Origin of the sequence: Stenotrophomonas sp. MYb57 (genome assembly GCF_002966815.1) — a bacterium.
In the GTDB taxonomy this organism is placed as follows: Bacteria; Pseudomonadota; Gammaproteobacteria; order Xanthomonadales; family Xanthomonadaceae; genus Stenotrophomonas; species Stenotrophomonas indicatrix.
Genome location: NZ_CP023271.1, coordinates 2,685,786 through 2,700,161 on the forward strand (window position 1 = coordinate 2,685,786; position 14,376 = coordinate 2,700,161).

Annotated in this window: 12 protein-coding genes; 7 read left to right on the forward strand and 5 right to left on the reverse strand. The window is 66.2% G+C overall.

Going from position 1 to position 14,376, the window contains the following annotated elements; all coding sequences use genetic code 11:
- Positions 1–5: 5 nt before the first annotated feature.
- The 5 genes from CLM74_RS12345 to CLM74_RS12365 all read left to right on the forward strand — a co-directional run bounded on the left by CLM74_RS12345 (position 6) and on the right by CLM74_RS12365 (position 5,206).
- Positions 6–1,964: an FUSC family protein gene (locus tag CLM74_RS12345; protein ID WP_105164206.1), complete on the forward strand. Its 1,959-nt coding sequence runs from the start codon at positions 6–8 to the stop codon at positions 1,962–1,964.
- Positions 1,965–1,968: 4 nt separating this feature from the next.
- Positions 1,969–2,184: a DUF1656 domain-containing protein gene (locus tag CLM74_RS12350; protein WP_032975345.1), complete on the forward strand. Its 216-nt coding sequence runs from the start codon at positions 1,969–1,971 to the stop codon at positions 2,182–2,184.
- Positions 2,181–3,065 (forward strand): biotin/lipoyl-binding protein, encoded by an 885-nt coding sequence (locus CLM74_RS12355; protein ID WP_105164207.1) that lies wholly within the window; start codon positions 2,181–2,183, stop codon positions 3,063–3,065. The genes CLM74_RS12350 and CLM74_RS12355 overlap by 4 nt, the downstream gene beginning before the upstream one ends.
- Positions 3,062–4,510: an efflux transporter outer membrane subunit gene (locus CLM74_RS12360; RefSeq protein WP_234003342.1), complete on the forward strand. Its 1,449-nt coding sequence runs from the start codon at positions 3,062–3,064 to the stop codon at positions 4,508–4,510. The genes CLM74_RS12355 and CLM74_RS12360 overlap by 4 nt, the downstream gene beginning before the upstream one ends.
- Positions 4,511–4,591: 81 nt before the next feature.
- Positions 4,592–5,206 (forward strand): hypothetical protein, encoded by a 615-nt coding sequence (locus CLM74_RS12365; protein ID WP_105164208.1) that lies wholly within the window; start codon positions 4,592–4,594, stop codon positions 5,204–5,206.
- A 278-nt stretch (positions 5,207–5,484) separates the two neighbouring features.
- Here CLM74_RS12365 and CLM74_RS12370 read toward each other — a convergent pair whose 3' ends face one another.
- A complete protein-coding gene (locus tag CLM74_RS12370) occupies positions 5,485–6,048 on the reverse strand; it encodes a fasciclin domain-containing protein (protein WP_025874323.1) in 564 nt (187 codons plus the stop codon).
- A gap of 369 nt (positions 6,049–6,417) precedes the next feature.
- Between CLM74_RS12370 and CLM74_RS12375 the strand changes: the two genes are divergently transcribed.
- Positions 6,418–6,714, forward strand: coding sequence for a hypothetical protein (locus tag CLM74_RS12375; RefSeq protein WP_088100127.1), 297 nt, complete (start codon positions 6,418–6,420; stop codon positions 6,712–6,714).
- A gap of 44 nt (positions 6,715–6,758) precedes the next feature.
- Here the strand turns inward: CLM74_RS12375 and CLM74_RS12380 are convergent, their stop codons facing one another.
- The 4 genes from CLM74_RS12380 to CLM74_RS12395 are packed head-to-tail and all read right to left on the reverse strand — an operon-like array spanning position 6,759 to position 8,968.
- Positions 6,759–7,307: a GNAT family N-acetyltransferase gene (locus CLM74_RS12380; RefSeq protein WP_105164209.1), complete on the reverse strand. Its 549-nt coding sequence runs from the start codon at positions 7,305–7,307 to the stop codon at positions 6,759–6,761.
- A gap of 4 nt (positions 7,308–7,311) precedes the next feature.
- The gene (locus tag CLM74_RS12385; RefSeq protein ID WP_059064375.1) at positions 7,312–7,845 is read right to left on the reverse strand and encodes a tail fiber protein; all 534 of its coding nucleotides are present in this window, start codon (positions 7,843–7,845) and stop codon (positions 7,312–7,314) included.
- Between the two features lie 37 nt (positions 7,846–7,882).
- Positions 7,883–8,413, reverse strand: coding sequence for a tail fiber protein (locus CLM74_RS12390; RefSeq protein ID WP_025874319.1), 531 nt, complete (start codon positions 8,411–8,413; stop codon positions 7,883–7,885).
- Between the two features lie 30 nt (positions 8,414–8,443).
- The gene (locus CLM74_RS12395) at positions 8,444–8,968 is read right to left on the reverse strand and encodes a tail fiber protein (protein ID WP_025874318.1); all 525 of its coding nucleotides are present in this window, start codon (positions 8,966–8,968) and stop codon (positions 8,444–8,446) included.
- Positions 8,969–9,350: 382 nt separating this feature from the next.
- Here CLM74_RS12395 and CLM74_RS12400 point away from each other — a divergent pair, with 382 nt between their 5' ends.
- Positions 9,351–14,333: a putative Ig domain-containing protein gene (locus CLM74_RS12400; protein ID WP_158684146.1), complete on the forward strand. Its 4,983-nt coding sequence runs from the start codon at positions 9,351–9,353 to the stop codon at positions 14,331–14,333.
- The last annotated feature ends 43 nt before the right edge of the window (positions 14,334–14,376 follow it).

Below are 14,376 nucleotides of genomic sequence, written 5' to 3' on the forward strand. Positions count from 1 at the left end.
GCGCCATGCACATCCCCGCCCCTACCCGCCCTTGGCTTTCGCGCCCCATCGCGCTGTTGACGTCGCCCGCATTGAAGGGCGACGGCGAAGCGGTGCTGTTCTCGCTCAAATGCCTGTTCGCTGCGATCCTCGGGCTGTATGTCTCGCTGCGCATCGGCCTGACCCGCCCGTTCTGGGTGATCGGCACTGTCTACCTGGTGTCGCAGCCGATGTCCGGCGCGACACTCAGCCGTGGCCTATTCCGGCTGCTGGGAACGGTCGGCGGTGCGGTTGCTACGGTGCTGCTGGTGCCGCGGTTCGCCAACGCGCCGCTGGTGTTGAGCGTGGTACTGGCCGCCTGGATGGGCCTGTGCCTGTATTTGGCCATGCTCGACCGCACACCGCGTGCGTACGCCTTCCTGCTGGCCGGGTACACCACCAGCCTGATTGGTTTCCCGGCGGTGATGGTGCCCGATGACGTCTTCACCATCGCCGTCACCCGCGTGCAGGAAATCTCCATCGGCATTCTTGCGGCGACGCTGGTCCATGGCCTGCTGTTGCCACGCCCGGTCTCACCGCGTGTGCTCGCGCGCGTGGCATCGATCCTCGCCGATGCGGAGCGCTGGACGCGGGACATGCGCGTTGGCGCAAACGAAACGGTACTGGCTGCGGATCGCTCCAAGGTAGCCGCAGATCTCCTCGACCTGCACACGCTGTCCATCCACCTGCCGTTCGACAGTGTGCACGGCGTCGCCCAGGTGCAGATCCTGCGCGCACTGCATGACCGGATGCTCGATGTGCTGATGCTGTCCAGCGCCGTGGACGAATCACTGGCCCAGTTGCGCGCGCAGCCCGCTGGCACGGCGCACACCACATGGCAGGAATTGATGCGTGCAGATCTCTGCGCACGTCAGGCCGAACTCGATGCTGCGCATCACGATTGCCGGCTGCTGGAAGAGCAGCTGCACGCTGCCCGCCCGGACTGGCGCCGGCATGTGCCCGCGCACCTTGCCAGGAAGGCGAACGGTCATGTGCTGCATCGTGACCACCGGATCGCCCTGCGCAGCGCCTTGGGCGCCTTCGTTGGCATCGTACTGGCCTGCGCGCTGTGGATCATTACCGCGTGGTCCGATGGTGCAACCGCCGTCTCCATCATCGGCACCGCCTGCGTGTTGTTCGGGACCACCGAGGCACCTGCCGGGCATGTCATGCGCTATCTGATCGGGTCGACCATCGGCGTGGGCATCGGGCTGTTCTACGCGCTGGTTATCTTTCCGGGTCTGTCCGATTTCGTCGGCCTTGCCATGGAACTGGCGCCGGCACTGCTGGTGTGTGGCTCGTTCCTCGCCCGCCCGCCGTTCATCATGGGCGCATTGGGGGTAGTGCTCACCTTCCCCCTCATCGCCGGGTTGGGCGCCACCAATGCCACCCATATCGCGGGCGCGCTCAACAGCAGCTTGGCGCTGTTCGTGGGCACGGCGGCGGCACTGTGCAGCATGTCGCTGCTGCAGACGCTGGACAGCAATCGCAGCCGCGCGCGCCTGCAGGATGTCATCCGGCGGGACATCGCACGCCGCGCCGCCGGGCAGGTACGAAATGCCAGCGACTGGACAAGCCGCATGGTGGATCGGCTTGCGCTGCTTGCCCCTCGCCTGCGCGGCCATCCGGATGCAGCCCCCACGTTGCGGACGCTGTTTGCGGACATGCGCGCGGCCAGTGCCGTGGCCGAACTTCGCGTAATTGGCGGGGCGTTAAATGATCGCCGCAGCCACGACTGCCTGGCCCAGTTGCTGCACAGCGCGTCCGCCCACTTCCGTATCCGTACCTCCACATGCCCCACAGTGGATACGCCGCTGCTGGAATCACTCGAGCGCACACGCGAGGTGATCATCGCTGGCAACAACGGCGCATCCGAACGTGTTCTTCCGCTGCTCTGCGGCCTGCGCCGCGACCTGATCGCTCCGTTGATCGTACATGGGTACTGAGTCGATGTTCTCCGATATCTCCATTGACGGCGTCTTCGTTCCCGGCCTGTTGGCGGTGGCGCTCATCGCGTTGGCCCTGTCGATGATGGCCTCGCGGCTGCTGGCAAGCCTCGGGCTGTACCGGCTGTTCGCCTATCGCCCGCTGGTGGGCCTTTCGCTGTTCGTGATCCTGGCGGAGCTGCTGATCCAGCTCGCGCCCCTGCTTGAGAACCTGAAATGAAGCACCTGTTGAGTGTCATTGGCCGCTGGAGCGCAACGCTCTGCCTGTTCGCCGTTGCCGTCATCGCGGCCCTGTCCCTGTGGAACCGCTACGAAGCGCAGCCGTGGACGCGCGACGGCCGCGTACGGGCGGACGTGATCCGCGTGGCGTCGGACATGGGCGGGCTGGTCACCCAGGTGCTGGTGCAGGACAACCAGCGGGTGAAAGCCGGGCAGCTGCTGCTGGTGCTGGACCAGCCGCGCTACGCCGCCGCTCTGGACAAGGCCGATGCCGCAGTGAACAGCGCGCAGGCCACGCTTGCCCTTGCCCGCCGTGAATCGAAGCGGGACATCGCGCTGGGCAACCTGGTGGCTTCGGAAACGCGGGAACGCAATGCCGCCAAGGTCGATACCGAAGTGGCCGGTCTTGCACAGGCCCGAGCGGAGCGGCGGGTGGCGCTGCTGAACGTGCAGCGCACCGAAGTGCGCGCCAGCGCCGATGGCATCGTCACCAACCTGGACCTGCACCCGGGCGATTTCCTGCAACCGGGTGCCCAGGCGCTGGCGCTTATCGACAGCGCCAGCCTCAGGGTCGAAGGCTATTTCGAAGAAACCAAGCTCAACTGCATCAACGAAGGCGATGCCGCTGTCGCCCGCCTGATGGGCGATGGCCGCGACGTGCATGGGCATGTGGAGAGCATCGCCGCCGGCATTGCCGACGATCAGCGCGCGAGCACCCACAACCTGCTGCCATCGGTTGCGTCAACGTATACCTGGGTGCGGCTGGCGCAGCGGATACCGGTGCGCATCCACTTGGACGACGTAGCACCGGATACGCGCCTGATCGTCGGCAGGACCGCCAGCGTGACCATCACTCCGCGCGCGCAGGGAGCCTGCAAGTGATCGGCACCGCATCACGCGTGGGCGTGCTCGCCTGTGCGCTGTCGCTGGCCGGCTGCGTGTCCGGCCCGGACTACACGCTGCCGGCCAATGCGGTTGCCGCCGCCCCGGCAGCCCGCCGCGCATTCGTATCGAGCCACCAGCCGGCCTACGCACAGGCCGAGCTGCCGGACCGCTGGTGGCAGCTGTACGACGATCCACGACTCGATGCCTACGTCAGCGAAGCACTGCGAGCCAACACCGATCTGCGCGCGGCTGATGCCAACCTGCGCCGCGCCACGGCGATGGTGCTGCAGTACCGGGCCGAGGGCTCGGCAAGCACCGACGCAGATGCATCGGCCACGCTGGCCCATGCCGGGGGATATACCTCACCCACCTCGCCACCGCAGGTGTATGCGCTCGGCATCCACCTGGCCTACCCACTGGATCTGGCAGGTGGCATCCGCCGCGGTATCGAAGCTGCCAGCGCCGATGCAGAGGCTGTCGCTGCAGCACGTGACCAGGTGCGGGTGGTGGTCGCCGCCGCTGTCACCCGCGCTTATGTCGGCATCTGTTCAACCAACCTCACCCTGGCGGCGACGCAGCGTGTGCTCGATACGCAGCGCGCCACGCTGGACGCCACCACGCGCTTGGCGGCCGGCGGGCGCGGAACCGAATTCGACGTCAGCCGGGCGCGCGCGGCGGTCAACCGCAGTGCGGCGGCGGTGCCGCATCTGGTTGCCGAACGGCAGGCGGCCCTGTTCGCGCTGGCGGCGCTGATGGGACGCGTACCAGCCGACTATCCGCAGGACGTCGCCAACTGCCAGCAACCGCCGCGCCTGCAGCAACCGGTTCCGGTCGGCGATGGTGGCCAGCTGATCCAGCGCCGCCCGGATGTCCGCGCGGCCGAGCGCAGCCTGGCGGCCGCCACCGCGATGATCGGCGTGGAAACGGCAGCCCTGTACCCACAGGTGAGCATCGGCGCGTCCGCCGGCACGGCAGGTTCATTCAAGCAGTTGCTGAGCAGCGACAGCGTCGGCGCGTCCCTCGGACCGCTGCTGTCGTGGCGCTGGCCGAACCGCCGCGCAACCCGGGCGCGGATCGATGCGGCCGGCGCCAACGCCGATGCCACGTTGGCCTCGTTCGATGGCGTGGTGCTGGACGCGCTGCGGCAGACCGAAACCGCGCTGTCGGCCTACGCGCAGGAGATCGATCGCGAGCACAGCCTTGCCCTCGCCCGCGCCGACGCGGCACGTGCCAGCGATCAGGCCGGGCAGTTGTACCGGTTCGGCAGGATCGACTTCATCGACGTGCTGTCTGCCGAGGCCGCGCTGGCCGATGCAGAGTCTGCCCTGGCAGCATCGCGCGCGCAGCTGGGGGATCGTCAGGTGGATCTGTTCCTGGCGCTGGGTGGGGGCTGGGCGGGACCGGCTGCCGCCCCGGAATCGACCACGCTGGTCGCGCCATAGAACACTGCCGCATTTCCATTGCCTGCGGTAGAGTGGCGCGGACCTGGCGGGGAGCGCTGGGCACAACCAGGGATCATTTGAATGATGTACGCCAAGCAAGGCCGTACCGTTCCTCTGTGCGTGGTCGCAGCCATCATGGTCTTCGGTGCCACCGGCTGCACGTTGAAGAATCCGGCAATGTTGGGGAGCGCGCGGCTTCCGGCCGAACAACAGGTGGTCATCTCTGGGCAGGGAATCTACCCCGAACGCGAGTTGTCGCTGAATGTCTTCACCATCGATGGTACGTCGATGAATGGACTGCGCACGCCCAGCTACCACCTGCCGCCGGGGCAGCATACCTTCAGCGTGCAGGCGACCTCCGAACTGCGCGCGGGTTCGGAGATGGGAATGCTGACATCCAGCATGAAGGTCGCCAGGTTGGAGGTCACGATAGAGACCGTGGCTGGCCACACCTATGTGCCGAATGCACGCACGCGCGACGGCCGCATTGCGATCTGGTTCGATGACATGGGACCGGCCTACCCACAGGAATGCCTGCCGTTCTATCGCATCGCTGCGATACGGCCGATCCTGGCGATGTATCGGCACAAGAAGACCTGCAACCTTACCCAGCCAGGCGCCCCACCTGCGTCGAAGCCGGCCACGCCGAAGGACATTTCGCCATCACCGTCCCTGATGCACTATATGAAATGGTAGTCAGCCATCACCGGTACCCAAGCGCGCAGAACTGCAACGGACGCGCGTTGCTGTGCCACGAAACATCCACCAAGCAGGTTCATTCAAGCAGCTGTTGAGCAACGACCGTGTCAGCGCATCCCCGGACCGCTGCTCACACGTATCGCGGCCGAATCGTCGCGCAACCCAGGCGCGGGTGGATTCTGGCGGGCACAACGCCGATGCCGCGCCGGCATCGTGAGCGGCTGGCCTGTGAAACCAGCCGCTCCCGCACTGCCATCGATGTTGCGGCCCTGGGCTTACTTCGGCATCAGCACCGAATCGACCACATGCACCACGCCGTTGGACTGCCTCACGTCGGCGGTGGTTACTGCAGACTTGCCGCCTTTGGCGTCGACCACCCAGACCTTGCCATCCTGCAGCTTCACCGTCAGCGCTTCACCCTGCACCGTTTTCAGCGTGCTGCTGCCACCGTGGCTGCGCGCTGCTGCGGTCAGCTGGGTGGAGGTGTAGGTGCCCGGTACCACGTGATAGGTCAGGACCTGGGTCAGCTTGGCCTTGTTTTCAGGCTTCAGCAGTGTTTCCACGGTGCCTGCGGGCAGCTTGGCGAACGCCTGGTTGTCGGGAGCAAATACGGTGAAAGGACCCTTGCCGCTGAGCGTGTCAACGAGCCCGGCCGCCTTCACCGCAGTCACCAGGGTGCTCAGGTTCTGGGCGGTGGAGGCGTTTTCGACAATGGTCTTGTTCGCGTACATCGGCACGCCACCCACCATCGGGTTGTCGGCGGCAAAGGCGGCCGGGGCAGTTGCGCAGGCAACCGCGACGGTGGCGGCAAGGGTCAGGCGCTGGATCTGGGTACGCATGTTCGTGTCCTCGTTGATAGCCCAACCGGGCTGGGAAATGCGCAGCGTTCGCTGCCATCACTGCACCGCCTAGCAGCCATGCGGGAATGCAGGGCATCCGTAGCAGCAGGGCAACAGCGTTGCGTGCATGAGGGCATACGCCGCAAGCCGATGACCGGATGCATCGTCTGGCGCTGGGGCAGTGAACGGTTCAACAACGTGCACAGCGCGTCGCGAGCGCCATTTCCCGGCCGCAGGCTACCAGTCACCGGCTGCGGGCGTGTGTTGATGGTCCGCATTCAACCCTGGCGAACAGGAACATGGCCGCCCGCACACTTGCATCGGGCGTGCAGCGCGGCGACGATGCGGTTCGGTTTAGGGGAACCCTGCATGGAATTGCTGACACTCGATCATTTCGCCCGCCACGTTGATCAGACCTTCTCGGCAGTCATCAACGACGGCGAGATTCCATTCGTGCTTGTGGAGGCACGGGCGCTGAATCCATCGCAGCTGCCGCCAGGTCCGGCGCGGGCGCCGTTTTCGCTGCTGTTCCGCAACAGCTCGGCCTTCCTGTTTCCGCAGCAGATCTATCTGATGCGCCATGCCGACATCGGTGAAGTGGGGATTTTCCTGGTGCCGGTAGCGCGTGAGCAGGCCGGATTCCTGTATCAGGCGATCTTCAACTGAGAAATGTGAGCCCGCGGCCAGGCTTGCGGCGGCGTGTCGCCGGCTCAGCCCGGTGCCCAACGCAGCAGCAGATGCGAGCCCTGGTCGTGGATTACGGTAAAGCCTGCGCGCCGGTACAGGCGCTGCGCAGCAATGTTGTCGGCCTGCACGTGCAGGGTCATGCCGCAGCCCAGCGCGGCGGCCTCGCCTTGGCTGTGGCTGATCAGCGCCGCAGCCAGGCCTCGTCCGCGCTCACCGGGAAACAGGCAGACATCGACAATCAGGTGATCTGATGTTCCGCGCTGCAGGTAATAGCGGCCAACCGGCACACCGCCACGCTCTATGGCAAGAAAATCCGAATCGCCGTAGTGCGCCTGGTAGTGCTGGTGCTGCAGTGCGAACTGGCTATGCAGAAACGCGCGCTTGCTCGCTTCGGGCCAAGGCACTGGCGCCAGTTCCTCCGCGCGGGTGCTGGCATACAGTTCGCGCAGCCACGGCACGTCATCATCGTGTAGCGGGCGCAGCGCATACCCGCGCTCGCACAGCCACGCGGGGGTACGCAGGCGGTCGTCGCGGCCCGCCGGAAATGAAGTGAGCTGCGACGACGCCTGCATGTCTTCAGCTGAAGCTGGGAAACACACCCTGCAACGCAATGCAGAAATTCGTCGCGAGGTAGGGCTGGCGGTTCTCGTGGGGCTGGCCGCCACCGGACGGACCGATCATGTTGGGACTGAACTGTGCGTTGGCGGTGGCGTTTGGCACGAACGGCGCCCCTGAGGTCGGCAGTCCCAGGTAGTTGCCCGCTACCGGGGTGCTGGTGCGCTTGGACTGGTCGGGCTGGTTGTAGATCGTCAGGGAGTGGCTGTGCGTCGGCATTTCCGTCTGGGTCAACGCCACCGAATTGCTGCCATAGGTTTCACCGATTCTGCGCGGGGACAACCCCGCACCCTGGCCCTGTTCGGTGGCCACGCGGTTGACGAAGTTGGGCAGCTGGAACGTCGTTTGTCCGTCGCCACCGTACTGGGTGCCCAGCAGCGAAAACAGGGCCGTGTTCTGCCGGATGGCCAAGGTGGCGCCGTTGCAACTGGCCCAGCCATAGGGCGCGAAGTTGAAGCCGAACAACTGGATTTCGCCGATGAAAGGTTCGGTCATGGTCGTATCCTGGAATCGAGTATGCGCAGGTGGCCGCTCAGCCTTGCGAAGGGAAGACGCCAGCCCAGGCGATGCAGAACTGCACCGTGAGCGTGGGCATCTCGTTGTCGTGCGGCTGGTTGCCACCCATGCTGACAACTGCGTTGGCGGCCAGGGTCGCGCCGTTGGCGCCAGTGATGTCGGTGACGTACATGGTCTCGCCTGACAACGCTGCCGGCACTACGGTAGCGCCAACCGCACCGGTGGTTGCCAGGACGGTGCTGGCCATCAGCGAGGGGGTATGTTGCGGCAACTGCGTCTGCAGCAGGGTGACGCTTTCGCTGCCGGACATCTGCCCCATCACGTAGGAACTCAATCCCGTTCCACGGCCTTGGTGGATCGGCACGCGGCCGCGCAGGTCAGGCACACCGAAGGTGCTGGCGCCGTCACCGCCATAGGTGGTGCCGATCACAGCGTACAGCACCTGGTACTCGGCAATCGATTGAAGCGAACCGTCGCACGCGAACCAGCCGTTGGGCACGCGCGAAAAGCCGAACATGCGGATTTCTCCGACGTAAGGGGTGCTCATGGGGAACTCCTGTAATGGGCGTCGGAAGAATCAGTTGCGCGACGGGAAAATGCCGTTCAACGCGATCACGAAATTGATCACGGTGTAGGGCTGCAGGTTCGGATGCGACTGGCTGCCGCCGCCCGGCCCCACGCCCTGCAGCGGAACCAGGGTGCCGTTGGCCGGTCCGAAGATGGCGCTGCCGCTGGTGCCGTACAGGCCCCCGGTAGGGTTGCGGGCCGTACCTGCAGTGGTGGTTCCGTTGACCACCGGAATGTGGGCCGGAACCTGAGTGGCCAGCAGGGTAACGTTCTCCACACCGCCCACTTCGCCCTGGCTGTAAGGCGCAGGATTCCAGTTGCCATCCACCGAATTGCCGGCGCCCACCGGGGTACGCGATTGCAGGTTGGGCAAGGCGAACGTGGTTCTGCCGTCACCGCCGTACATGGTTCCCAGCAGAGAAAACAGCGCCTGGTTCTGCGCGATGGAAAGCAGCTGTCCGTTGCAAAGGGCGAATCCCCTGGGCGCGAACGCGAACCCCGTGAGCATTATCTGCCCGAGGAAGACTTCGGTCATACCTTTTCCCCCGAAAGGTTGGTGGCACGGACGTCATGTCCGCTGCCGGCGCTACTCTCGCTCACACTCCGCACGCCGTACAAGCGAAATTTTTGTGCGAATGCAACATTAATCCTTCATGAATATATAGGCACTTCCTTTTATACCCTGAATCCTGCTTGAATAATCGCCAGCAGTTCGCAAGGGGTGCGGTACCGGGTCCAGCCCGGTGTCCGCGGACAGGGGTAAGGTCTCGCCGTTTTGGCTCGATGTCCTTGGGACGATCGAGCCCGTGCGGTGCCAACAGGGGCAGAACATGCATCAGTCATCAGCGCAACGCGTGCAGACGCCGCGTGCGCGTTCACACGTCTTCTTTTCTTCGTTCTGCTCCTGGCTCGCCCTCGTGCTGTTGTGCGCAGGCAGCCTGTGGCCGCAGCTGGCGGCAGCAGCACCATCGACGTTCTGCCCGACGCTGAGCATGTCGGTCGCCAACAGTGGCTCGCAGACCATCAACATCAACGGTTGCCACGGCGGCTTCGGCATCTCTGCGGGCACCGCGGCGACCCCGCACGGCAGCCGCACCGTCGGCGTGCAGTCGGGTGCCAACCTGCCGCTGACGTACACCCACAACGGCGACAGCGCGACCAGCGATACCTTCGTCATCCAGGACGACTCGAACGGTGACATCACCGTCACCGTCACCATCGCTCCGGCATCAGCCATCACCCTCGCCGCCTCGCCTGCGGTCAACCTGACGGTTGGCGTGCCTTTCAGCACCAGCCTCAGTGCCAGCGGCGGCACCGGACCGTACACCTACAGCCTGGACACCGGCTCCATTCCGCCGGGGCTGAGCCTGAGCGGAAACACCATCAGCGGTACACCCACCCAGCGCGGCGCCTACGCCTTCACCATCCGCGCCACCGACAGCGCCTCTGCCAGCGGCGTGCGCGCCTTCAGCGGTTCGGCCACGAACCCGACCCTTACCATCGCGCCGTCGTCTCCGTCTGCCGCGCAGAATCTTCCGTACTCGGTGACCTTTACTGCCAGCGGTGGCGTGCCCGGCTACACGTTCGCGTTTGAAAACGGCGCGCTGCCGCCTGGCTTGACCCTGAGCGGCGCGACCCTGAGCGGCACGCCCACCACCCAGGGCAGCTACACCTTCGGCATCCGCGTCACCGACAGCAGCAGCGGCACCGGCAGCTACGCCGAGGTCGAGACGGTGACCCTGCAGGTGATTCCGCCGCCGACCATCCTGGTCAACCCGTTCACCGTCCCGGGTGCAACCGTTGGCGCGGGCTACAGCCAGACCCTCAGCGGCAGCGGTGGTACCGCGCCCTACACCTTCGCCATCACCGCAGGCTCGCTGCCCGCCGGGTTGAGCCTCAACACCAGTACTGGCGCACTGGCCGGCACGCCGACCGCAGCCGGCACCTTCAACTTCACCGTGACTGCGACGGACGCCAATACGTTCACCGGTTCACGCGCCTATTCCCTGGTGGTGGCACTGCCGGTGATCGTGATCGCGCCGACGACACTTCCCGACGGCACGGTCGCGGCGGCATACAGCCAGTCTGTCAGTGCCAGCGGCGGCATTGCGCCGTACACCTATGCGATCACGGCAGGCGCGCTGCCCACCGGCCTGACCCTCGGCGGCACCGGCGGCATCACCGGCACACCGACGGCCGGCGGCACCTTCAACTTCACCGTGACCGCCACCAGCAACAGTACTGGCACCGGCGCACCGCACACCGGCTCCCGGGCCTATGCGCTGGTGATCGCTCCGCCGACCATCACTCTGCCGGCAAGCACGCTGGCCAACGGCACCCAGGGTGGGGCCTATAGCGCCATGCTGAATCCGGCAAGCGGCGGCACGGGAGCGTACAGCTATGCAGTGACCGCCGGAGCGCTGCCACCGGGCATCGTGCTGAACGCTTCCTCGGGCGCGCTGACAGGCACGCCCACGTCAGTGGGCACCTCCAACTTCGCCGTGACCGCGACCGACAGCAGCACCGGCAGCGGGCCCTACAGTTCCGCGCCGCGCGGCTATACGCTGCAGATCATCAACACCCCGCCTGTCGCCAATCCGCTGTCGGCGAGCGTGGCCTACAACAGCAGCGCCAATCCGATCACGCTGAACATCTCTGGCGGCGTGCCGTCCTCGGTGGCCGTCGGTACCGCGCCGCTTCATGGCAGTGCGAACGCCAGCGGCACCTCCATTACCTACCAGCCCACCGCGGGTTACGCGGGCCCGGACAGCTTTACCTACACCGCAACAAACACCGCCGGCACCTCGTCGCCCGCCACGGTCAGTGTCACTGTCGGCAACCCGACCATCACCGTGACTGCGGGTGGCCCGATGAGCGCGCAGGTCGGCGCCAGCTACAGCCAGACGTTCACCTGGAATGGCGGCACTGCACCCTATAGCGGCTTCACTGTCACCGGCCTGCCAGCAGGCCTCAGCGTTGGTGGCACTACCGCCACCAGCGTGACCGTAAGCGGCACGGTGAGCGCGGCGGGCAGCTTCAGCCTCTTCGCCACTGCCACCGACAGCAGCACCGGCACCGGTCCGTTCACCACCGGCCAGGGCTTCACGCTGACCGTTGGCGCGCCGACCCTGAGCATGACCCCGGCGCCGGGCAACCTGCCGATGAACTACGGCACGGCCACCACCATCAACTTTGCCAGCAGCGGCGGCACCGCGCCGTACAGCTACGCACTGGCGGCCGGCTCGTTGCCGGTGGGTGTGAGCTTCAACTCGGCCGGTGTGCTCAGCGGTACGCCGACCGTGCCGGGCAACTACAACATCGCCGTGCGTGCCGCAGATTCCAGCACCGGCGCGGGTGCGCCGTTCGCGCTGCAGCAGAACTACACCATCGTCGTTGCCACGCCTGCAATCGCCATCGATCCACCCAGCCTGCCCAACGGCAGCGCAGGCGTGGCCTACAACGCACAGTTGAGCTCCAGCGGCGGCCTTGCGCCGTACAGCTACTCTCTGCTCAGTGGTGCGCTGCCGGTCGGCATGTCCTTCAATTCCGCTGGCGCGCTGACCGGCGTCCCGCGCTCGGATGGCAACTTCAGCATCACGGTGGGCTCCACCGATTCCAACAGCCAGACCGCCAACCGCGCGTACACCTTCACTATTACTCCGGCGACTGTGGTGCTCGCACCGGCCCCCCTCGCAGGCGGCGCAGTCGGCACCGCCTACTCACAAAGCCTGAGCAGCAGCGGCGGTATTGCGCCCTATACCTACGCGATCGTCTCCGGCGCCCTGCCCCCCGGCATTGCCTTCAGCTCAGCGGGCGTGTTCAGTGGCACGCCGGTCACGGCCGGCAGCTACACCGTGGTGGTGCGCTCCACCGACGACGCCGGCTACAACGCTACCCAGAGCTACACCATCGTCATCGCCAATGCGGTGCCGGTGGCTGTGGACGACAGCGCCACCACGCCGTCGCAGCAGGCGGTGACCATTCCGGTCGCCGCCAACGACAGCAGCGTGATCACCTCGGTCGCTGTGGCCAGCGCGCCAGCGCACGGCACTGCCACGGTCAGCGGCATGAGCGTTGTCTATACGCCATCCGGCACCTACTTCGGCGCCGACAGCTTCACTTACACCGCGACCGGTCCGGGCGGCACTTCGGCGCCGGCGACCGTGTCGATCACGATCACCGCTCTGCCCGTGCCTGCGGGCCAGCCGCGCGCGGCCGTCACCACCGTGGCGGGGCAGCCGGTGACCATCGACACCACGGTCGGAGCCACCGGCGGTCCGTTCACCGGTGTGACCCTGGTGACGCAGCCGGCCACCGGCACCACGACCGTGACCGGTACCACCATCACTTACACCCCGCTGGCCACCGCATCGGGCACGGCAAGCATCGTCTACACCTTGAACAACGCCTACGGTGCTTCGGCTCCGATCACCGCCACGATCACCATCAACCAGGTGCCGGTGGCGATCTCGCGCCGGGTCAGTGCAAATGCGGGTGTTGCGGCGGTAGTCGAGCTGACGACGGATGCAACGGGCGGCCCGTTCACTGCAGCCACCCTGGTGTCACTGTCGCCGTCCACTGCCGGCACTGCCACCATCGCACCGTCCGGCAGTGGTGCCAGCGCGGGCTATCGCCTCACGTTCACCCCGGCGGCCACCTTCGCCGGTACCGCCACGGCCACCTTCACCCTGAGCAACGCGTTCGCGACCTCGGTGCCGGCGATGATCGACTTTGATGTGATCGGCCGACCGGACCCGACCCTGGACGCGGAGGTGATGGGCCTGCTGGGCGCGCAGACCGCCTCCACCCGGCGCTTCGCCACTGCGCAGATCGGCAATTTCCAGCGCCGCATGGAAGGCCTGCATGGTGCCGGCAGAGGCACACGCTTCGAGAATGGCCTGAGCTTCGGCGTCGACCGCGATCGTCGCTGCCAGGATGAGGTACGACGCATGCCCGGTGGCGATTGCCGCCAGGTGACCGCGCTGGACGAATCTGTTCTGAGGGACGACGTTGCTGTCGCGCCCGCCGCTGGGGATCGCGGCACACGTAGGGGTGATGGAGATAACGGTGCCCTTACCCTGTGGACCGGCGGCTCGATCAACAGCGGTGATCGCGATGGTCGCTCGGGCAGCGCGGGCTTCGACTTCCAGACCAGCGGCATCAGCGCCGGTGCCGATACCCGGGTGAACCAGGCATTCGCCTTCGGCGGTGGTATCGGCTACGGCCGCGACACGACCGACGTCGGTCACAACGACACCCGCAGCCACGGCGAAAGCTACACCCTGGCCGCGTACGGCAGCTACCACCCGGGGCAGTACTTCTTCGTTGATGGCCTGCTGGGTTACCAGTTGCTGTCATTCGACTCACGTCGCTACGTGACCGCCAATGGCGCGATGGTGCAAGGCGACCGCGATGGCAAGCAGTGGTTCGCCTCGCTGTCGGTCGGCGGCGACTACCAGCGCGACCGCTTGTCGGTGAGTCCGTATGCGCGGCTGGACCTGGCCCGCGCAACATTGAACGGCTATACCGAACGCGGCGACGCGATCCACGCCCTGCGCTACGAGGACCAGGATGTGGACACCACCACCGCCAGCCTGGGCGTGCACATGGACTATCGCTACCCGGTCCGCTTCGGCACGCTCTCGCCACAGCTGCGGCTCGAATACCAGCACGATTTCCAGGACGCCAGCCCGGTGACGATGGGCTACGCCGATCTGCCGGGCGGCCCGTTCTACCGCAGCGAAATCGATGGACTCAAGCGCAACCGGTTCGTTTTCGGTCTGGGGGCGGTGCTGCAGACTGAACGCGACCTCAGCCTGCGGATCGAGTACCGCGGCCTGTTCGGCAGCAGCGAAGACACCGACCATGGTCTGCAGCTGAACCTGGAAAAGAAGTACTGATGGCGTGGGGCGCGGCGACGCGCCCCACCCTCCCGGCAGCGCC